Source organism: Kluyvera intermedia (assembly GCF_021440345.1).
GTDB classification, from domain to species: Bacteria; Pseudomonadota; Gammaproteobacteria; order Enterobacterales; family Enterobacteriaceae; genus Kluyvera; species Kluyvera intermedia_A.
Map to the genome: position 1 here is coordinate 1 of NZ_JAKCNS010000130.1, position 21,402 is coordinate 21,402.

Here is a 21,402-nt window from a genome sequence, read left to right on the forward strand (position 1 = left end):
GCCGCTCGGGAACCCCACCACGGGGTAATGCTAGGTCTTACTGGCCTGCTTCCTTACTCGGGAAGCGGGGCGCATCATATCAAATGACGCGCCGCTGTAAAGTATTCCTTTATCGAAAATGAACTGTTTGCGTACTTTTCATCCGTAACGGATTAAAGCTAATCAATTCATTTCGCTAGCGATTAAAGAATAATCGTCCGGTTACCGTAAACGAACACGCGCTGGGCCAGTACCTGATAAAGTGCGCGGCTCAATACGTTTTTCTCAACGTCACGCCCGGCACGCATCATATCTTCCGCCGTGTAGGTGTGATCGACGTGAATAACGTCCTGCATAATGATTGGGCCTTCATCCAGGTTATCGTTCACGTAGTGCGCGGTGGCACCAACAATCTTCACGCCGCGTTCGTAAGCCTGATGGTAAGGGCGGGCGCCGATAAACGCTGGCAGGAATGAGTGGTGAATGTTGATAATCTTATTCGGGAAACGGCCGACAAATTCTGGCGTCAGGACGCGCATATATTTAGCCAGCACAACATAATCCGGTTGATGCGCGTCGATAGCATCGGCCATCAGCTTATCGTGTTCTTCACGCGCCAGACCTTCGTGGCTGACCAGTTGGAAAGGAATATCAAAACGTTCAACCAGCGAGCGCAGAGTTTCATGGTTGCCGATAACTGCGGCAATCTCAACGTCCAGCCCGCCGTAGTTGGCCTTCATCAGCAGGTCGCCCAGACAGTGGGCCTCTTTAGTCACCAGAATAACGATGCGACGACGTCCCGCCGGGGTCAGTTCACGCACGGAACCTTCCGGCAGCGCACTGTCTAAATCTGCGAGTAGAGTGGTGTCATTGAAGATCCCTTCCAGCTCGGTACGCATAAAGAAGCGCCCGGTACGGTGATCGACAAATTCGTTGTTCTGCACGATATTGAGTTCGTGCTTGTAGCAGATGTTGGTGATACGCGCGATCAGGCCTTTCTGGTCAGGGCAGATGGTGCGCAGAATTTTTCGTTGAATCGAGTGCATTGCCGGGTAAATCCTGTTGATGATGTTTGCGAAGCTGTTATCGGGTCTATTGCCCGCAGCATTTTTTAAATTTCTTACCTGAACCGCATGGGCAGGGATCGTTTCTACCAATGACTGGCCGTGTGCCGTCTATATAGTACCATTGCCCGTTTTCTTGTAAGAATCGTGAACGTTCAATGATGGCTCCGTTCTTGTTATTTTCACTAAAACGGGCGACAAAACTGACAAAGCCTTCACCGGGGTTACGACTCTCCTCGGTGGCAAAAACGGTCAGACCTAGCCACTCGGTATGAGCGAAATTTTTCTCAATGTCGGCACGAAAAGTTTCGGCCTGACAGGATGGGTGCCAGGTTCCAATCAGATAATCTGCATCTTTCATGACGAAGGCGCAATAGCGGGAACGCATAAGCTGTGACGGGTCTGGAGCACGTTCGTTACCGGACAGATAACGCTGGCAACATAAGCTATACTCGAGAGCGCTGCCACATGGGCAAAGTTCAGACAAAGATGTCTCCCTGTATCGACAGAATAATGGCGCAATTACGCCTGATAGCACTATGTTAACCGAGCGATGGCAATGATGCCACGCCAGAAGCAAGAGGAAGTTCACCGGGAATAATGAGAAAAATCAAAATTGGCCTGGCGTTAGGTTCAGGGGCAGCGCGAGGCTGGTCGCATATTGGCGTCATTAAAGCGCTTCAAAAGATGGGCATTGAGATTGATATCGTCGCTGGGTGTTCTATCGGTTCACTGGTAGGTGCTGCCTACGCCAGCAATCGTCTTCCTGCACTGGAAAAATGGGTTTGCTCGTTTGGCTATTGGGATGTCCTGCGGTTAATGGATCTTTCCTGGCGCCGGGGAGGGCTGCTTCGCGGCGAGCGCGTGTTTAATCACTATCGACAAATTATGCCCACCGAAATGATTGAACACTGCGAGCGTCGTTTTGCTGCGGTAGCGACCAATCTGAGTACCGGTCGCGAGCTGTGGTTTACCGAAGGCGATCTGCATATGGCCGTGCGGGCGTCGTGCAGTATTCCAGGCCTGATGGCGCCGGTTCAGCACAACGGTTACTGGTTGGTGGATGGCGCGGTGGTAAACCCGGTACCGGTCTCGTTAACACGTGCGCTGGGTGCTGACATTGTGATTGCTGTCGATTTGCAACATGACGCACATCTTATGCAGCAGGATCTCCTGTCCGTCAATATTCAGCCTGATAGCGAGATAAATGGCTCGGAGGATGAGCTATCATGGCATGAGCGTTTGCGTTCCCGCCTGGGGCGAGTAGCTGCCCGTCGCTCAGTCGTTGCGCCGACGGCGATGGAAATTATGACCACCTCGATCCAGGTGCTTGAAAATCGGCTTAAGCGTAACCGTATGGCTGGAGATCCGCCGGATATCCTCTTACAACCGTTTTGCCCCCAGATCTCGACGCTAGATTTTCATAGAGCATCGTCTGCAATCGCCGCTGGTCAACAAGCGGTTGAAAAAAAGACAGATGAGCTTTTGCCTTTAGTGCAAAGTTCCACTTAAGGTATTTTTTTCGACTACTTCAGCAAATTCTGAAAGGCGATAATCACAATAGCATGCCACTATTTACTTATCGTCAGGCAGGGGAGACATCATGACGCAGCCGTTGGCGGGAAAACAGATTTTGATTGTCGAAGACGAGCCCGTTTTCCGCTCACTTATGGATTCATGGCTTTCGTCGCTTGGCGCGAGCACTCTCCTGGCGCAGGACGGTGTCGATGCATTAACGCAGATGGCGAATCAAAAACCCGATCTGATGATTTGCGATCTGGCGATGCCGCGGATGAATGGCCTACAGCTGGTCGAGCATCTGCGTAATGCCGGTGACACTTTGCCGATCCTTATCATCTCTGCCACCGAAAATATGGCTGATATTGCCAAAGCGCTACGCCTTGGTGTTCAGGATGTATTATTAAAACCGGTCAAAGATCTGAATCGCTTGCGGGAAACCGTGTTGGCCTGCCTCTATCCCAATATGTTTAATTCCCGCGTAGAAGAAGAAGAGCGGTTATTTGAAGATTGGGATGCGCTGGTTAACAATCCAACGGCGGCGGCAAAATTGTTACAAGAGTTACAGCCGCCGGTACAGCAAAAAATATCGCACTGCCGGATAAATTATCGCCAGCTCATGGCGGTCGATGCGCCGGGATTGGTTCTGGATATTGCGCCATTATCGGAACACGATTTGGCTTTTTATTGTCTGGATGTTACACGAGCAGGCGATAACGGGGTATTAGCCGCGTTATTACTGCGTGTACTATTTAATGGCCTGTTGCAAGAACAGCTCTCTCATCAGGGGCAACGGCTACCAGAATTAGGGAGCCTGCTAAAACAGGTTAATCAACTGCTGCGGCAAGCCAACCTTCCAGGACAATTCCCGTTACTGGTGGGTTATTATCACAGCGGGTTAAAAAATCTGATTCTGGTATCAGCCGGGTTGAACGGCACATTAAATACCGGCGAACATCAAATTCAAATAAGTAATGGCGTGCCGCTTGGTACGTTAGGAAACGCTTATCTAAACCAAATTAGTCAGCGCTGTACTTCATGGCAGTGTCAGGTTTGGGGAAATGGTGGGCGTTTACGCTTAATGTTGTCTGCGGAATGAGCAAACGCATTTTTTTACAGGGATAGCTTTAACGGCTTATCTGCCGGAGTGATACTATCTGTAAATTGATGTGGATATACTCGTCATGTTTCAGCGTGCTGGTGCGTTGGTCAGACCCGTTATCATCGTTGGTATGTTTAACGAGCTATCAGGGACAATGGGAAACGCTCCTCCTTCAGCTCAACGTCTTGAGTATAAATCTTAATTCGAGGTCAACGTATCCTTTTCAGACCAGCCTCATGAGGCTGTAATGATATACTCGATGCGTACTTAATTAACGAGCAAGTTCAAAGTTTGAACAGTTCAGGAGATTTTAATGGCTGCCCTAAATTCGAAAGTAAGAAAGGCTGTAATCCCGGTTGCGGGATTAGGGACAAGGATGTTACCGGCGACGAAAGCAATTCCTAAGGAAATGTTGCCGCTGGTGGATAAGCCTTTAATTCAGTATGTCGTGAACGAGTGTATTGCAGCTGGTATCACTGAAATTGTGCTGGTTACCCATTCATCTAAGAATTCGATCGAAAACCACTTTGATACCAGCTTTGAACTTGAAGCGATGCTGGAAAAGCGTGTTAAACGTCAGCTTCTGGAAGAAGTTCAGTCTATCTGCCCACCGCACGTCACCATTATGCAGGTCCGTCAGGGGCTGGCTAAAGGGCTTGGACACGCGGTGCTGTGCGCGCATCCGGTTGTCGGTGATGAACCGGTAGCGGTGATTCTGCCAGACGTAATTCTGGATGAATATGAGTCCGATCTGAGCCGTGATAACCTGGCCGATATGATGGCGCGATATAACGAAACGGGCGCTAGCCAGATTATGGTGGAGCCGGTTGCCGACGTGACTGCCTATGGGGTTGTTGATTGCAAAGGGGCGACCTTAAACCCAGGCGACAGCGTACCTATGGTTGGTGTAGTAGAGAAACCTAAAGCCGACGTTGCACCATCTAATCTCGCCGTTGTAGGCCGCTACGTACTGAGCGCTGAAATTTGGCCTCTGTTAGCGAAAACGCCTCCGGGAGCAGGTGATGAAATCCAGTTAACCGACGCTATCGATATGCTCATTGAAAAAGAAACCGTTGAAGCGTACCACATGAAAGGCAAGAGCCATGACTGCGGTAATAAACTGGGTTATATGCAGGCGTTTGTTGAATACGGCATCCGTCACAATACGCTGGGCGAAGATTTCAAAGCCTGGCTGCAGGATACACTGGGTATCGCGAAGTAATTTGGCGATGACCACTGAAACCGGGGAAACCCGGTTTTTTTATATCTAAATAATGCGAATGGATAAGAAATGTACTTTTTTGGATGGGGAAGTTATCAGGGTATGGCATTTGTCAGATATAAAAAATCCCGCCGAAGCGGGATTTTTCGCGAAGCGTAAGGATTAATCCTTGATCAGGAAATCGTCCAGGGATTTACCCTGTTCGTCCATCGCTTTTTTGATTACAGCTGGAGTACGGCCCTGGCCAGTCCAGGTTTTGGTTTCGCCGTTCTCATCAATGTAGCTATATTTAGCAGGACGAGCAGCGCGTTTAGCTTTGGTGCCAGTTTTAGCAGCAGCCATGCTATTCAGCAGTTCGTTCGGATCAATACCATCAGCAATCAGCATTTCGCGATATTGTTGCAGTTTACGAGTGCGTTCTTCGATTTCTGCAGCAGCAGCGTTATCTTCTTCGCGGCGTTCGTTAACAACAACTTCTAATTTTTCCAGCATTTCTTCAAGCGTTTCAAGGGTGCATTCTCTTGCCTGCGCACGAAGAGTACGGATGTTGTTCAAAATTTTAAGTGCTTCGCTCATTGTCGTATTCTCAAACTTATATTGTGGGGTGGTTTGTTGCTGTAATAATAGAGCGATAAAATCAGTTGTGCAATAGGGAAGAATGTAAGGAATTCAAAATAACGTGTTATTTGGTGCTGTTATTAATATTTATAAGTTAAATTGTCCGCAACTATACACACCTGGTGCGAGTTATTGCAGCAGGGGTAACAGGATAAGGCGCGGTATGCAGGTGGGGGCTTGCGCATAAATATACTCCGTATGGATAAATATCAACCTTATGTATTAGCCTGCAGGTGTCCATTTTGTGTATCGTTTTATAGCTTCTGAATCGTTACGTTCCTCAACCACTTTGCGCCCTGGCGAGGCAGTGGTATCGATTTTCTTAACCGGCACTTATCTATTTACCTTCTTGCCTGTACGGGTAAATTGCAGTGATATGATAACAAAGTTCAATGTCTGAGGCCGCAATACGCTGTGTGCTAAAGAGGAGGCAGGTTTAAGACCTGCGTTATGACGATGTTATTTCAGCCGGAAACTGTTTAATTTACAGATAACAATGCCCAGTATATCGCTACACAATTTGGTAATGGTCGCGTTTTTTATGTTGGACTCATTAAAATTTTCAACTATTCATCATGCTAGCTATTTAATCATATCAACATCCTGATGCTGCTGGTTTACTCACGCGGAAAAACTAGATAATTCAGTCATATGATGATGTTAATTGTAATTAGGGACCAATATAAGCCGTTGGGAATACCGCGTTGTTCATTATGGTTAACGCGGAAACCTGCGTCTTTAAGGGCGTATGGCGAGCGGAGTGTGCGTTCATACACAATGACGGGATGACGCAGGAAGCAAGAGGGTAAAATATGTTACACTGCGGCCGTTTAAAAAAACGTATCGATTAGGATTTTCAGCCAATGGCACAACTTTATTTTTACTACTCAGCGATGAATGCTGGGAAGTCTACGGCCCTGCTGCAGTCATCATACAATTACCAGGAGCGCGGTATGCGCACCATCGTTTATACCGCTGAAATAGACGATCGCTTCGGTGCGGGTAAAGTCAGCTCCCGTATTGGCCTTTCTTCACCGGCGAAGCTGTTTAACCAGGACAGTAATCTGTTTGATGAAATTAATGCTGAGAATGCGCGTGAGCCGGTTAACTGCGTACTGGTCGATGAATGCCAGTTCCTGACGCGTGAGCAGGTCTACGCGCTTTCTGACGTGGTCGACAATCTTGATATCCCGGTATTGTGCTACGGACTGAGAACAGACTTCCGCGGCGAGCTATTTGGCGGTAGTCAGTATTTATTGGCGCTGTCAGACAAGCTGGTGGAATTAAAAACAATCTGCTTCTGCGGCCGTAAGGCCAGCATGGTGTTACGTCTCGATCAGGAAGGAAGACCGTATAACGAAGGGGAGCAGGTGGTTATCGGTGGAAATGAGCGCTATGTATCGGTCTGTCGCAAACACTATAAAGAAGCGCTGGAGAAGGGCTCCTTGACCCTCATCCAGGATAAACATCGCCATACCTGCCGTTCTCGTTAATCGTCTCCTGACGCGTTTCCTGCCTCTTATCAGGCGTTGATAAGGGGCAGGGATGCTGCCCTGATGCTTTGCCATCAACAACATCGCTATTCTGGTTTTGACGCATAAAAAAAGCCCCATCAAAGATGGGGCTTGATAACTTGCTTTTCAGCAGAGATGAGGCGAATTATTTCTTCGCTTTTTTCTCAGCTTTAGCTGGAGCTGCTTCTTTCTTCTCTTCTACTACACCTTCTACGTATTCACGACCGTAGAAAGTATCCAGCAGAATTTGTTTCAGTTCAGCAATCAGCGGATAACGTGGGTTCGCGCCGGTACACTGGTCATCAAACGCGTCTTCAGACAGTTTGTCGACATGTGCCAGGAAGTCAGCTTCCTGCACGCCAGCTTCACGGATAGACTTAGGAATACCCAGGTCAGCTTTGATTTCGTCCAACCAGCCCAGCAGTTTCTCAATCTTAGCTGCAGTACGGTCACCCGGTGCAGACAGACCCAGATGGTCAGCGATTTCAGCGTAGCGACGACGAGCCTGTGGGCGGTCGTACTGGCTGAACGCAGTCTGTTTCGTTGGGTTGTCGTTCGCGTTATAGCGAATAACGTTGCTGATCAGCAGGGCGTTCGCCAGACCGTGAGGAATGTGGAACTGAGAACCCAGTTTGTGTGCCATGGAGTGACATACACCCAGGAAGGCGTTAGCAAACGCGATACCGGCGATGGTCGCTGCACTGTGAACACGCTCGCGGGCTACCGGGTTCTTAGAACCTTCATGGTAGGACGCTGGCAGGTTTTCTTTCAGCAGTTTCAGAGCCTGCAGAGCCTGACCGTCAGAGAACTCAGAAGCCAGTACGGAAACGTAAGCTTCCAGGGCGTGAGTAACCGCATCCAGACCACCGAAAGCACACAGTGACTTCGGCATGTCCATAACCAGGTTGGCATCGACAATCGCCATATCTGGAGTCAGCGCGTAGTCAGCCAGTGGGTATTTCTGGCCAGTTGCATCGTCGGTAACAACTGCAAACGGAGTCACTTCAGAACCGGTACCGGAAGTGGTGGTGATAGCAACCATTTTCGCTTTCACGCCCATTTTCGGGAACTTGTAGATACGTTTACGGATGTCCATAAAGCGCAGCGCCAGTTCTTCGAAGTGGGTTTCTGGGTGTTCGTACATAACCCACATGATTTTGGCCGCATCCATTGGGGAACCGCCGCCCAGCGCGATAATCACGTCTGGTTTGAAGGAGTTCGCCAGATCTGCACCTTTACGGACGATAGTCAGCGTTGGGTCAGCTTCAACTTCGAAGAACACTTCAGTTTCAACGCCAGCCGCTTTCAGAACAGAGGTAATCTGGTCTGCATAGCCGTTGTTGAACAGGAAGCGGTCAGTCACGATCAGCGCACGTTTGTGACCATCGGTAATCACTTCATCCAGCGCGATTGGCAGTGAGCCACGACGGAAGTAGATAGATTTCGGAAGTTTGTGCCACAACATGTTTTCAGCTCGCTTAGCAACGGTTTTTTTGTTGATCAGGTGCTTAGGACCAACGTTTTCAGAGATGGAGTTACCACCCCATGAACCACAACCCAGAGTCAGGGAAGGTGCGAGTTTGAAGTTATACAGGTCGCCGATACCACCCTGAGAAGCAGGGGTGTTGATCAGGATACGCGCGGTTTTCATCAGCTGACCGAAGTAAGCAACGCGTTCTGGTTGGTTGTCCTGGTCGGTGTACAGGCAAGAGGTATGACCGATACCGCCCATCGCAACCAGTTTTTCCGCTTTATCAACAGCGTCTTCAAAGTTTTTCGCACGATACATTGCCAGCGTTGGCGACAGTTTTTCGTGTGCAAACGGTTCGCTTTCGTCAACAACCTTAACTTCACCAATCAGGATCTTGGTGGTTGCTGGTACGGTGAAGCCTGCCAGTTCAGCGATTTTATGCGCTGGCTGACCAACGATAGCGGCGTTCAGACCGCCATTCTTCAGGATGATGTCCTGAACGGCTTTCAGCTCTTTACCCTGCAGCATGTAGCCGCCGTGGCTTGCGAAACGTTCACGAACAGCGTCATATACGGAGTCAACAACAACAACGGACTGCTCAGAAGCACAGATTACGCCGTTATCGAAGGTTTTAGACATCAGTACAGAGGCAACAGCACGCTTGATATCAGCGGTTTCGTCGATAACAACAGGGGTGTTACCTGCGCCAACGCCGATGGCTGGTTTGCCGGAGCTGTATGCTGCTTTAACCATGCCTGGACCACCGGTCGCGAGGATCAGGTTAATGTCTGGGTGATGCATCAGAGCGTTAGACAGCTCAACAGATGGTTGGTCAATCCAGCCGATCAGATCTTTCGGTGCGCCAGCAGCGATTGCTGCCTGCAGAACGATATCCGCTGCTTTATTAGTTGCATCTTTTGCACGTGGGTGCGGAGAGAAGATAATGGCGTTACGCGTCTTCAGGCTGATCAGCGATTTGAAGATAGCGGTAGAAGTTGGGTTAGTTGTCGGTACGATACCGCAGATGATGCCAATGGGTTCAGCGATGGTGATGGTACCGAAGGTGTGGTCTTCAGCCAGCACGCCACAGGTCTTTTCATCTTTATAGGCGTTATAGATGTATTCTGAAGCGAAGTGGTTTTTGATCACTTTATCTTCAATAATACCCATGCCGGATTCGGCAACGGCCATTTTTGCGAGAGGGATTCGAGCATCTGCAGCGGCCAGAGCGGCGGCGCGGAAGATTTTGTCAACTTGCTCTTGAGTGAAACTGGCATATTCACGCTGGGCTTTTTTTACGCGCTCTACGAGTGCGTTAAGTTCAGCGACATTAGTAACAGCCATAATGCTCTCCTGATAATGTTAAACTTTTTTAGTGAATCATCTGCTCGACAAGTCAGTATAGACAAATCACCTGCAGCTGGGGAAAAAGTTAAGAAAACAAAGCGTTATTCACAAACTGATTCACTGATTTACTAAAAGAGCTTCTATTTAGCCAAGGAGCCAACCTTCTGAGATACGCCTTAATTTGTCTGGCTGAATCCCTTTCGGTGTAAGCAGATTACCCACTTCTGAGTACGATTTACGTGATCTAAATCAAGTTTAGGCTAAGCTGACACCTTTCAGCAGAGGGCTTTTAGTAAACCGCGGAAACTGTTAATCAATCGTGAGTAGCGGTGGTGGAAACATTAGCATAGTTTACACAAATCTATAACACTCTGTTTTACCCCTATTTTTATGGATAATTCAGATGAACACTGCTAATAAAAAGGGTATTGTCAGCGCATTTCGCGGTTTGTTGTTCGTCAACTACAACTTTTAATGGTTCTTCGGGGTTCCTGTGATTCAAACGCTGTTTGATTTTCCTATCTTCTTTAAGTTCTTTATCGGGCTTTTTGCGTTAGTTAACCCGGTGGGGCTCATCCCCGTCTTTATTAGTCTGACCAGTTATCAGACAGCGGCGGTACGAAACAAAACGAACATGACCGCCAGTCTTTCAGTCGCCATTATTTTGCTGACCTCGTTATTTCTCGGTGACTTCATTCTCCAGTTATTCGGTATATCCATTGATTCCTTCCGTATTGCCGGCGGGATCCTGGTGGTGACGATCGCGATGTCGATGATCAGCGGCAAGCTGGGCGAGGATAAGCAGAATAAGCAGGAACAATCAGAAACCGCAGTGCGCGAAAGCCTTGGCGTGGTACCGCTGGCTTTACCGCTGATGGCGGGGCCTGGGGCAATCAGCTCGACCATCGTGTGGGGAACTCGATATCACTCCCTCTCTTATTTACTCGGTTTTTCTCTCTCCATTGCGCTGTTTGCGGCGTGCTGTTGGGGGATCTTCCGCATCTCCCCGTGGCTGGTGCGCATGCTGGGCCAGACGGGGATTAACGTAGTGACCCGCATCATGGGGCTTTTATTGATGGCGTTGGGGATCGAATTTATCGTCACCGGTATCAAATCGATCTTCCCAGGCCTGGTCGGTTAATTACTCTGCGGCGCGCAACGGGATTTACCCTTTTGCGCGCCGTTAATATCAGAAAAACCTATCCCTCCTTCTCTGTTTTCATGCAGAGATAACCAATTCGAATGATTCAAAAAAATCAATAAATATCAATTTGATGCACTAATTTATTGATTCTCCGATGCACAGCGTAAATGTTATTTCTTTCACACGATACTCTGGGGCTTGCTGTTAGATAATTGAAATGATATTAGTAATTTCAGTTTCAATGCAGAGTTATGTGCTAAAAAATGAACAACTGTTAATTTTTTGTGCAAAAAACAAACATTTTACGGTTGACCTGGGTAAGTGCAGACGATTTTTACATATCTAATTGATAAATAGTGATTTCGGGTATGTTCGCCGGGCGACTAACCTGTCGGTCTGATTGTGAATTGTTGAGCAAAAGAGAATTGGTTAACAAATTTGCAAATTATATTGGCGACGGTGAGAGTCATTTGGTACTTTCCGGCCTAAGTTATTTGCAACATAAAGTTGTGTAAATGATAACTGTTTCCAGTTGTAAACAGTTATGAACCGAATAAGAAAAGTCTCCCGACAGGGGGAGGCTTTAAATGAATCGACGTCAGGTTGCCATAAGAGCGGCCGTAATAAAAAGTCGGTGATAGCAAGCAGTAAATGACCTGGCAGACGCAAAAATCTCCTGCGCTGCACAGGAACCCGAAAGGGCACTAAACAGGCTGACAAACGTCAGTAATAATAATGAACGGAGTATCAACACAATGTCCATCATCACAAAAAAAAGCCTCATTGCAGCAGGCGTTTTCGCTGCTCTTATCGCAGGAAGTGCAGCGGCCGCAGAGGTTCCTGCAGGCGTTAAACTGGCAGATAAGCAAACCATGATCCGCAACAACGGCGCAGAACCACAGTCGCTGGATCCGAACAAAATTGAGGGTGTACCGGAAGCCAACGTCAGCCGTGATCTGTTTGAAGGCCTGCTGATCACTTCGACCAAAGATGGTCACCCAATCCCGGGTGTTGCCGAAAGCTGGGATAACAAAGATTTTAAAGTGTGGACCTTCCATCTGCGCAAAGACGCGAAGTGGTCCAACGGTGAGCCAGTCACGGCACAAGATTTCGTGTATAGCTGGCAGCGCCTGGTAGACCCTAAAACCGCGTCCCCATATGCGAGCTATCCGCAATATGGCCATATTCTGAACGTTGATGAAATCATCGACGGTAAAAAACCGACCACCGATCTCGGTGTGAAAGCCATCGATGACCATACTCTGGAAGTCACGCTGAGCGAGCCGGTGCCGTATTTCTATAAACTGCTGGTGAACCCGGCGATGTCCCCGGTCAACAAAACCGCCATCGATAAATTCGGTGAGAAGTGGACTCAGCCTGCCAATATCGTCACCAACGGTGCTTACAAACTGAAAGACTGGGTGGTGAATGAGCGCATTGTAATGGAGCGCAACCCGAACTACTGGGATAACAAAGATACTGTTATCGACCAAATCACCTATCTGCCAATCTCTTCTGAAGTCACGGACGTCAACCGTTATCGTAGCGGTGAGATCGACATGACCTATAATAACCTGCCGATCGAACTGTTCCAGAAACTGAAAAAAGAGATCCCGACCGAAGTTCACGTTGACCCATATCTGTGTACTTACTACTACGAAATTAACAACCAAAAAGCACCGTTCAACGATGCGCGCGTACGTACTGCGCTGAAACTGGGCCTGGATCGCGACATTATCACCAACAAAGTTAAAGCACAGGGCGATTTACCGGCTTACGGTTACACCCCTCCTTATACTGACGGCGCGAAGCTGACTGAACCAGACTGGTTCAAGCTGACTCAAGAACAGCGTAACGCTGAGGCGAAAAAGCTGCTGGCAGAAGCAGGTTACACAGCCGATAAACCGCTGAGCTTCAGCTTGCTGTACAACACCTCCGATCTGCACAAAAAACTGGCTATTGCCGCGGCCTCCATCTGGAAGAAAAATCTCGGCGTGGATGTGAAGCTGGTGAACCAGGAGTGGAAAACCTTCCTCGATACCCGTCATCAGGGTACTTACGATGTGGCACGTGCGGGTTGGTGTGCTGACTACAACGAACCGACTTCTTTCCTGAACACGATGCTGTCCGACAGCTCCATGAATACCGCGCACTATAAGAGCCCGGCGTTTGATGCGATCATGAAAGAGACGCTGAAAGTAACCGATGAAGCACAGCGTTCTGCGCTGTATGACAAAGCTGAACAGCAGCTGGGCAAAGACTCTGCTATCGTTCCGGTTTATTACTATGTGAACGCCCGTCTGGTGAAACCATGGGTTGGGGGTTACACCGGTAAAGATCCGATGGACAATATCTACACCAAAGATCTGTACATCATTAAGCATTAATGGCAATCCGTGGGGCGGCAGTGTGCCGCCTCACTGTGTCTTATTCCATCGCACTATCACATGACCGCGTAAGCCTGGCTTACAAAGACATGTAAAAGGCACACGCCAGAAGGTACGGGCAATGTTGAAATTTATATTACGTCGCTGTCTGGAAGCGATTCCGACACTATTTATTCTTATTACCATTTCATTCTTTATGATGCGTCTTGCGCCGGGCAGTCCATTTACCGGTGAACGTACTCTACCGCCTGAAGTTATGGCGAACATTGAAGCTAAATATCACCTGAACGATCCTATCGGCGTCCAGTATTTTAATTATCTGAAACAACTGGCGCACGGCGATTTTGGGCCGTCATTCAAATACAAAGATTATTCCGTGAATGACCTGGTAGCCTCAAGCTTCCCGGTGTCAGCGAAATTAGGTTTTGCGGCCTTTTTCCTGGCGGTAGTTCTCGGCGTTAGTGCGGGCGTTGTTGCTGCGCTAAATCAAAATACGAAATGGGATTACGCCGTCATGGGAATAGCAATGACAGGCGTGGTGATACCCAGCTTTGTTGTCGCGCCGCTCCTGGTTATGATCTTCGCAATTACGCTGCACTGGCTACCGGGTGGTGGCTGGAATGGTGGGGCGCTTAAGTTCATGATCCTGCCGATGGTGGCGCTCTCTCTGGCTTATATTGCCAGCATTGCGCGTATCACTCGTGGGTCAATGATTGAAGTTCTCCACTCCAACTTTATTCGTACCGCACGCGCCAAAGGGCTGCCGATGCGGCGGATTATTTTCCGTCACGCGTTAAAGCCTGCATTATTACCGGTGCTTTCTTATATGGGGCCTGCCTTCGTCGGTATTATTACCGGTTCAATGGTCATTGAGACGATCTACGGCTTGCCGGGTATTGGACAGCTTTTCGTCAACGGGGCGCTTAACCGCGATTACTCTCTGGTGCTGAGCCTGACCATTCTGGTCGGCGCATTGACGATCCTGTTTAACGCGGTAGTGGATGTTCTCTACGCCGTGATTGACCCGAAAATCCGTTACTAAGGCTGGAGCTCGCCATGATATTAAGTAAAAAAAACAGCGAGGCACTGGAAAAATTCAGTGAGAAGCTGGAAGTGGAAGGCCGCAGCCTGTGGCAGGACGCCCGTCGGCGTTTTATGCATAACCGCGCGGCGGTTGCCAGTTTAGTGGTGCTGGTGCTGATTGCGCTGTTTGTTACCCTTGCGCCAATGTTGTCGCAGTTTTCCTATTACGACACTGACTGGGGCATGATGTCCAACGCGCCGGACCTGGCGTCCGGGCACTACTTTGGTACTGACTCTTCAGGTCGCGACTTGCTGGTTCGTGTGGCAATTGGTGGGCGTATCTCTCTGATGGTGGGGATTGCCGCTGCGCTGGTAGCGGTCATCGTGGGGACCCTTTACGGTTCGTTATCAGGTTATCTTGGCGGTAAAGTCGACTCGGTGATGATGCGCCTGCTGGAAATCCTCAATTCCTTCCCATTCATGTTCTTCGTCATCCTGCTGGTGACTTTCTTTGGTCAAAACATCCTGCTGATTTTCGTGGCTATCGGAATGGTTTCCTGGCTGGATATGGCGCGTATCGTTCGTGGCCAGACCCTTAGCCTGAAACGTAAAGAGTTTATTGAAGCCGCGCAGGTCGGTGGTGTATCGACCTTTAACATCGTCGTGCGCCATATTGTGCCGAACGTACTGGGCGTAGTGGTCGTTTATGCCTCGCTGCTGGTGCCAAGCATGATCCTGTTCGAATCCTTCCTGAGCTTCTTAGGCCTGGGGACCCAGGAGCCGCTGAGTAGCTGGGGTGCGCTGTTAAGCGACGGGGCTAACTCGATGGAAGTGTCGGCGTGGCTGTTGCTGTTCCCGGCTGGATTCCTGGTGGTGACGCTGTTTTGTTTTAACTTTATCGGCGATGGCCTGCGTGATGCCCTCGATCCGAAAGACCGTTAAGGAGTGTTGCCATGAGCATAATTGAAACGGCAACCGCGTCACAGCGACTGCTGGACGTTAAAGATCTGCGCGTCACCTTTAAAACGCCTGATGGCGATGTGACAGCCGTAAACGATCTCAACTTTAGCCTGCGGGCGGGTGAGACGTTGGGGATCGTCGGTGAGTCAGGTTCGGGTAAATCACAAACCGCATTTGCCTTAATGGGGCTGCTGGCCAGTAATGGGCGGATTGGCGGGTCGGCGCTTTTTAACGGTAAAGAAATTCTAAACCTGCCTGAACGTGAGCTGAATAAGCTGCGTGCCGAGCAGATTTCAATGATTTTCCAGGACCCGATGACCTCACTGAACCCGTATATGCGGGTGGGTGAACAGCTGATGGAAGTGCTGATGCTGCATAAAGGCATGGGCAAGGCCGAGGCGTTTGAAGAGTCGGTCAAAATGCTGGATGCGGTGAAAATGCCAGAAGCGCGTAAGCGCATGAAAATGTATCCACATGAATTTTCCGGCGGTATGCGTCAGCGCGTCATGATTGCAATAGCCTTGATGTGCCGGCCAAAATTGCTAATTGCTGATGAACCGACCACCGCGCTGGATGTGACCGTCCAGGCGCAAATTATGACCCTGTTGAATGAGCTGAAACGCGAATTCAATACCGCGATTATCATGATCACCCACGATCTTGGCGTTGTTGCCGGAATTTGTGACAAGGTGCTGGTGATGTATGCCGGGCGAACCATGGAATATGGCAAGGCACGCGATGTGTTCTATCATCCGGCGCACCCATACTCTATCGGCTTGCTCAACGCGGTCCCGCGTCTTGATGCGGAAGGTGAATCACTGCTCACCATTCCTGGCAATCCTCCAAACCTGTTGCGTTTACCGACCGGTTGCCCGTTCCAGCCTCGTTGTCCGCATGCGATAGAGTCATGCAACAGCGCGCCGCCGCTGGAAGAGTTTGCACCAGGCCGCTTACGCGCCTGCTATAGAAACGTGGGGGAGCTGGTATGAGCGCCGTAACTGACGAAAGAAAAGTTCTGCTCGAGATTGCAGATTTAAAGGTCCATTTCGAAATTAAAGATGGCAAGCAGTGGTTCTGGCAGCCGCCAAAATCACTGAGGGCGGTAGACGGCGTCACGCTTCGTCTATACGAAGGCGAAACGCTGGGCGTAGTTGGCGAGTCCGGCTGCGGTAAGTCGACGTTTGCCCGCGCCATTATTGGCCTGGTGAAAGCGACAGACGGCAGAGTGGCATGGCTTGGCAAAGATCTTTTAGGGATGAAGCCGAGTGAATGGCGCGATGTACGCAGTGATATTCAGATGATTTTCCAGGATCCGCTGGCATCGCTGAACCCGCGCATGACTATCGGCGAAATTATTGCCGAACCGCTGCGAACCTATTATCCGAAAATGCCGCGTGAAGAAGTGCGCGACAAAGTGAAGACCATGATGATGAAGGTCGGGTTGCTGCCAAACCTGGTCAACCGTTATCCGCATGAGTTTTCCGGCGGCCAGTGCCAGCGTATCGGGATCGCCCGTGCGCTGATCCTTGAGCCGAAGCTGATTATCTGCGATGAGCCAGTATCAGCGCTCGATGTTTCGATTCAGGCTCAGGTGGTCAACTTGCTGCAACAGTTGCAGCGTGAGATGGGGCTGTCGCTGATCTTTATCGCCCATGACCTGGCGGTAGTGAAGCACATCTCCGACCGTGTCCTGGTGATGTATTTGGGTCATGCGGTTGAGTTGGGCACCTATGATGAGGTGTACAACAACCCGCTGCACCCTTATACCAAAGCATTGATGTCTGCTGTGCCGGTTCCCGATCCGGATCTGGAGCAAAATAAAACCATTCAGCTGCTGGAAGGGGAACTACCTTCACCGATCAATCCGCCGTCAGGCTGCGTGTTCCGTACTCGCTGCCCGTTGGCAGGGCCAGAATGTGCGAAAACCCGTCCGCTTCTGGAGGGAAGTTTCCGCCACGCGGTTTCCTGTCTGAAGGTTGACCCGTTATAATCGTCAGGGCTGGCAAGTTGCCAGCCCTTTTTTATACGAGGTTACAACGTGGTGGCTATTAGCGCTTTGCGCCATCGTCTTTATCATTTTCTGTTCGATCAACGTACGCATTCCAGCCGACGCTTTGAAGCGCTGTGCGGTTTATTCGCCTTATTAAGCGTTATCGCCATCTTTATTGAGTCGGGTATCGGCACGACCTACCATCTGACCTACGATGAATGGCATGCTTTTGTGTGGTTGGAAATTGCCTTTACGCTGGTCTTCACTTGCGAATATTTCCTGCGGCTTTTCTGCTGGCCTAACCCCGCACGCTATGTGTTTAGCTTTTGGGGATTTATCGACCTCGCGACCATTCTGCCGTTTTACGTGATCATGCTATGGCCCCAAATTGGCGTGGAATATCTTTTCGCCTGGCGCGCGATGCGCGTGATTCGAGTACTGCGTATCCTGAAATTACTGCGGCTGATGCCGGCGCTCAATAGTCTATGGGGCGCTATCGTCAATTCTCGCCATCAGTTGATTTTGTTCTACGCTTTCATTGGCATCGTCATGATTGTGGCTGGGTCGTTGATGTACGGCATTGAAGGGCCAGTGAACGGTTTTACCACTCTTAGCACGTCGGTGTATTGGGCGATTGTGACGGTGACGACGGTCGGCTATGGCGATATTACGCCGCATACGGCGGCGGGTAGAATGGTGGCCTCTGTTCTTATCTTAATCGGCTATTCCGTGATTGCGATTCCGACCGGGATTATTAGCGCACAGTTGACCAATGAATTCCAAAAGCGGCGTCAGGAGCGCGTATGCCCGCACTGTAAACAGCGCGATCACGAGCCTCGTGCGCTGTACTGCAATAATTGTGGTACCGTCTTACCTCATAAGCTGTAACGCGTCTCAGACACCACGGATTGGATATAGAATAGCGGGCATAAAAAAAGGGCAGCGTCGCTGCCCTGATTTTTTACTCACGCCAGAGAATATGGCAGAGTTTGTGGTCTTTTTCGCGACACAGCAGAACGCGTGCGAAAATATCGTTTAATTCGCCGCCATCGGTCTCGGCCAGGCCAATCACGACTTCTGCGAAGAAATCAGGGTTAAGGTCGTAATCGACATGTTCTTTCCAGTCTTCAGACGGATCAAACAGTTCAGCACCGCCGCGCTCTTCAAACTGCAGGTTGAAAAGAATGATATCCGCCGGGTCGAGGTTATCGCCAGCCAGTTCGAGAAAAATGTCGTAGGCCTGTTCGAGCGTTTCATCTTCGGTCAGGCGATTGTTCAAATCCATATCCATAATGACTACCTGTTAAGTTCTGATGGGCACGTTTTACAGCAACGGGCTGAAGAAGTAAAACAGCCGCTCGGCAATACGGTGCCAGAAGGGACGTTTCACCCACAACCGCGCATCTAACAAGCGCGAGCGTGAAATATAATCGTCCTGAACGGCTGCAAGATCGGCGCCAAATCCAGCATCGTCAATGACCAACGTTATTTCAAAATTGAGCCACAGACTGCGCATATCGAGATTCACTGTGCCGACAAGGCTGAGTTCTCCATCGACCAGCACGCTCTTGGTATGCAGCAGACCACCTTCAAACTGATAAATTTTGACCCCGGCCGCCAGCAGTTCGGTAAAGAATGCGCGGCTGGCCCAGCCGACCAGCACCGAATCATTCTTGCGCGGCATAATAATGCTGACGTCCACACCGCGCTGCGCTGCGGTACAGATGGCATGCAGCAGGTCGTCGCTGGGGACGAAGTATGGGGTGGTCATTATCAGGTATTCGCGTGCGGAATATGCTGCGGTCAGTAATGCCTGATGGATTAAATCTTCCGGGAAACCCGGGCCCGAGGCGATCGTCTGAATGGTATGACCGCTAGCTTCCTCAAACGGCGTAATATTGAGATCCGGCGTTGGCGGTAAAATACGTTTGCCGGTTTCAATTTCCCAGTCACAGGAATAAACAATTCCCATACCGGTGGCGATTGGTCCTTCCATACGCGCCATCAGATCGATCCATTGCCCGACGCCGGAGTCCTGTTTAAAGAAGCGTGGATCGACCATATTCATACTGCCGGTATAGGCAATATAGTTGTCGATCATGATCATTTTACGATGCTGACGTAAGTCCATGCGTCGTAAAAATACGCGCATTAGATTGACCTTAAGTGCTTCAACGACATCAACCCCAGCATTACGCATCATCGCAGCCCATGGGCTACGGAAAAAAGCGACGCTGCCAGCGGAATCTAACATCAGGCGACAATGAACCCCACGGCGTGCCGCAGCCATCAGTGATTCCGCGACCTGATCGGCCATGCCGCCGGGCTGCCAGATATAGAAGACCATTTCGATGTTATGTCGTGCGAGCTGGATATCACGGATAAGCGCCTGCATGACGTCGTCGGTTTCCGTTAATAGCTGCAGCTGATTGCCTTTAAGACCGGCAATACCCTGGCGGCGCTCGCAGAGTTTAAATAGCGAAGACGCCACCTGGCTATTGTCTTCGGCAAAGATATGCTTACAGGCTTTGAGGTCGTTGAGCCATTTCGCCGTAGAGGGCCACATGGCGCGGGCACGTTCGGCCCGACGTTTACCAAGATGCAATTCGCCCAAAGACAGATAGGCGATGATCCCGACCAGCGGCAGGATATAAATGATAAGCAACCAGGCCATCGCCGACGGCACCGCACGGCGCTTCATGAGAATACGTAATGTTACCCCGGCGATTAACAACCAGTACCCCAGAATAGCCATCCAACTTACTACGGTGTAGACGGTTGTCATATTTCGAAAATCCTTTTGAAAGCCAGTTGTTAAGAGTTTACGCATCGAGAGACATCTGGCAAATAAAAACACGACGAGAAAGCGCTGGTCAGCATTTGGCAAGGGGCTATAATGAGCCGTCTTTATTAGAAAGAGCGTTAGAAATGAAGCGTAGTAGACCCGAAGTGGGGCGCTGGCGGATGCTGAGACAAGCAAGCCGTCGTAAATCACGTTGGCTGGAGTCTCAGTCACGTCGTAACATGCGCATCCATTCCATCAGAAAGTGCATTGTCGGCCGGCAGCGCAATTGCCTGCTTTACGCTATTTACGAACTCTGATGGTAAAAAAGGGCACCGTTCATGGTGCCCTCTGTCTCTTTTGCTGGCGTTGCGTTAGGGGCATATCCAAATATATTTCTCAAAAGACCTTCCTTCTTGCTTCACTGAATCCTACACAACTCATTGATTGCAGTTATTTTTGTCAGCATTATAATTGGCTGAATTACAGTGCATTCCGATGGAGCCGGTGTGGAATACGTACCTAAAAACCTTTACGTTAAGAACAAAACACGTCCGATGATCATTGCTATGGTGATATTGGTCATCTTCCTTCTGCTCGGCGGCGTCGATAATTTTATTCTTATCCTTTTAATTGCGGTGGGAGCATTGGTGATTAATTATTTTTCATCGAAAGTTTATTCTGATAAATGGGATGAAGAAATCAGTGTTATGACCCGGCAGGCAAGAGAAAACGATGAGCAGCAGTTCATGGAAGAAGTGTCAAAGCACCTCCCGGTATTAGCGAGGAAACGGAATGTCCTCATAACACAAGATGATTATGGGAATGTCATCAAAGAAAAATGGCTTAAGGAAAAGGAGTATTATCTTTCAAAGCTAAACTATGTGCCTTGCTCCAGACCCTATTACTCAGGGATTGACCGGATGGACCAGAATTTTATTCTGGAAGAACTCATTGAAAACCATCTACAAGAACACCCGATAAAGAGTGAATTTGCTGATAATCTTTCCCCGATAGAGTATGAACACCTCTGCGCTGATATTTTACGACAACAGGGATGGGAAGCCCGAGTGACTCAGGGTTCTGGCGACCAGGGGGTAGATGTTTTGGCTAATAGAAACGGAATAATGTTAGCCGTCCAGTGCAAAAAATATTCTTCTCCCGTCGGTAATAAAGCCGTACAGGAGGTTATTGCTGGCGTCGGATTTTATGGTGCGAACCGTGGCGCCGTGGTAACGAATAACACTTACACACCTTCAGCTAGGGAAGGTGCGAACAAGT

Annotated in this window: 19 protein-coding genes; 13 read left to right on the top strand and 6 right to left on the bottom strand. The window is 49.5% G+C overall.

Translation table 11 applies throughout. The features are described 5' to 3' along the window. Positions 1-182: 182 nt before the first annotated feature. The gene (gene purU, locus LZ634_RS21985) at positions 183-1,025 is read right to left on the bottom strand and encodes a formyltetrahydrofolate deformylase (RefSeq protein ID WP_234508859.1); all 843 of its coding nucleotides are present in this window, start codon (positions 1,023-1,025) and stop codon (positions 183-185) included. A gap of 46 nt (positions 1,026-1,071) precedes the next feature. After that, positions 1,072-1,530 (bottom strand): YchJ family protein, encoded by a 459-nt coding sequence (locus LZ634_RS21990; RefSeq protein WP_234508860.1) that lies wholly within the window; start codon positions 1,528-1,530, stop codon positions 1,072-1,074. A 113-nt stretch (positions 1,531-1,643) separates the two neighbouring features. On the opposite strand from LZ634_RS21990, the gene rssA reads away from it, so the two are divergent. The 3 genes from rssA (at position 1,644) to galU (ending at position 4,885) form a co-directional block, all read left to right on the top strand. Next, a complete protein-coding gene (rssA, locus tag LZ634_RS21995; RefSeq protein ID WP_234508861.1) occupies positions 1,644-2,555 on the top strand; it encodes a patatin-like phospholipase RssA in 912 nt (303 codons plus the stop codon). A gap of 91 nt (positions 2,556-2,646) precedes the next feature. Continuing rightward, entirely contained in the window at positions 2,647-3,660 is a 1,014-nt protein-coding gene (gene rssB / locus LZ634_RS22000; protein ID WP_234508862.1) for a two-component system response regulator RssB, read from the top strand. Positions 3,661-3,976: 316 nt separating this feature from the next. Beyond that, entirely contained in the window at positions 3,977-4,885 is a 909-nt protein-coding gene (gene galU, locus LZ634_RS22005) for a UTP--glucose-1-phosphate uridylyltransferase GalU (protein WP_234508863.1), read from the top strand. 162 nt (positions 4,886-5,047) lie between these two features. On the opposite strand, the gene hns is transcribed toward galU, so the two are convergent. Beyond that, positions 5,048-5,461: a histone-like nucleoid-structuring protein H-NS gene (hns, locus tag LZ634_RS22010; RefSeq protein WP_234508864.1), complete on the bottom strand. Its 414-nt coding sequence runs from the start codon at positions 5,459-5,461 to the stop codon at positions 5,048-5,050. Positions 5,462-6,366: 905 nt separating this feature from the next. Here hns and tdk point away from each other — a divergent pair. After that, positions 6,367-6,996: a thymidine kinase gene (tdk, locus tag LZ634_RS22015; protein ID WP_234508865.1), complete on the top strand. Its 630-nt coding sequence runs from the start codon at positions 6,367-6,369 to the stop codon at positions 6,994-6,996. 166 nt (positions 6,997-7,162) lie between these two features. On the opposite strand, the gene adhE is transcribed toward tdk, so the two are convergent. After that, positions 7,163-9,832 carry a bifunctional acetaldehyde-CoA/alcohol dehydrogenase gene (adhE, locus tag LZ634_RS22020; RefSeq protein WP_234508866.1) on the bottom strand — a complete coding sequence of 890 codons (2,670 nt, stop codon included), beginning with the start codon at positions 9,830-9,832 and terminating at the stop codon, positions 7,163-7,165. A 496-nt stretch (positions 9,833-10,328) separates the two neighbouring features. Between adhE and LZ634_RS22025 the strand changes: the two genes are divergently transcribed. The 7 genes from LZ634_RS22025 (at position 10,329) to LZ634_RS22055 (ending at position 18,227) form a co-directional block, all read left to right on the top strand. Then, on the top strand, positions 10,329-10,976 hold the full coding sequence (locus LZ634_RS22025) for a YchE family NAAT transporter (protein WP_234508867.1): 648 nt from the start codon (positions 10,329-10,331) through the stop codon (positions 10,974-10,976). A gap of 758 nt (positions 10,977-11,734) precedes the next feature. Continuing rightward, positions 11,735-13,366 (top strand): oligopeptide ABC transporter substrate-binding protein OppA, encoded by a 1,632-nt coding sequence (gene oppA / locus LZ634_RS22030; RefSeq protein WP_234508868.1) that lies wholly within the window; start codon positions 11,735-11,737, stop codon positions 13,364-13,366. A 121-nt stretch (positions 13,367-13,487) separates the two neighbouring features. Next, positions 13,488-14,408: an oligopeptide ABC transporter permease OppB gene (gene oppB, locus LZ634_RS22035; protein WP_234508869.1), complete on the top strand. Its 921-nt coding sequence runs from the start codon at positions 13,488-13,490 to the stop codon at positions 14,406-14,408. A gap of 14 nt (positions 14,409-14,422) precedes the next feature. Then, entirely contained in the window at positions 14,423-15,331 is a 909-nt protein-coding gene (gene oppC, locus LZ634_RS22040) for an oligopeptide ABC transporter permease OppC (RefSeq protein ID WP_234508870.1), read from the top strand. A gap of 11 nt (positions 15,332-15,342) precedes the next feature. Then, the gene (locus tag LZ634_RS22045; RefSeq protein WP_234508871.1) at positions 15,343-16,338 is read left to right on the top strand and encodes an ABC transporter ATP-binding protein; all 996 of its coding nucleotides are present in this window, start codon (positions 15,343-15,345) and stop codon (positions 16,336-16,338) included. Beyond that, positions 16,335-17,339, top strand: coding sequence for a murein tripeptide/oligopeptide ABC transporter ATP binding protein OppF (gene oppF, locus LZ634_RS22050; protein ID WP_234508872.1), 1,005 nt, complete (start codon positions 16,335-16,337; stop codon positions 17,337-17,339). Before LZ634_RS22045 ends, oppF begins: the two co-directional genes overlap by 4 nt. A 51-nt stretch (positions 17,340-17,390) precedes the next feature. Then, the gene (locus tag LZ634_RS22055) at positions 17,391-18,227 is read left to right on the top strand and encodes an ion transporter (RefSeq protein ID WP_414467755.1); all 837 of its coding nucleotides are present in this window, start codon (positions 17,391-17,393) and stop codon (positions 18,225-18,227) included. 73 nt (positions 18,228-18,300) lie between these two features. Here LZ634_RS22055 and LZ634_RS22060 read toward each other — a convergent pair whose 3' ends face one another. Both LZ634_RS22060 and cls read right to left on the bottom strand, forming a co-directional pair. Further along, positions 18,301-18,630 (bottom strand): HI1450 family dsDNA-mimic protein, encoded by a 330-nt coding sequence (locus LZ634_RS22060; protein ID WP_052284415.1) that lies wholly within the window; start codon positions 18,628-18,630, stop codon positions 18,301-18,303. Positions 18,631-18,663: 33 nt separating this feature from the next. Continuing rightward, positions 18,664-20,124 (bottom strand): cardiolipin synthase, encoded by a 1,461-nt coding sequence (gene cls / locus LZ634_RS22065; protein ID WP_234508874.1) that lies wholly within the window; start codon positions 20,122-20,124, stop codon positions 18,664-18,666. 143 nt (positions 20,125-20,267) lie between these two features. On the opposite strand from cls, the gene LZ634_RS22070 reads away from it, so the two are divergent. Further along, positions 20,268-20,441 carry a YciY family protein gene (locus tag LZ634_RS22070; RefSeq protein WP_234508876.1) on the top strand — a complete coding sequence of 58 codons (174 nt, stop codon included), beginning with the start codon at positions 20,268-20,270 and terminating at the stop codon, positions 20,439-20,441. Between the two features lie 189 nt (positions 20,442-20,630). Further along, positions 20,631-21,402: restriction endonuclease (locus LZ634_RS22705; RefSeq protein ID WP_234508875.1), on the top strand; the 772-nt coding region annotated here is incomplete at its 3' end.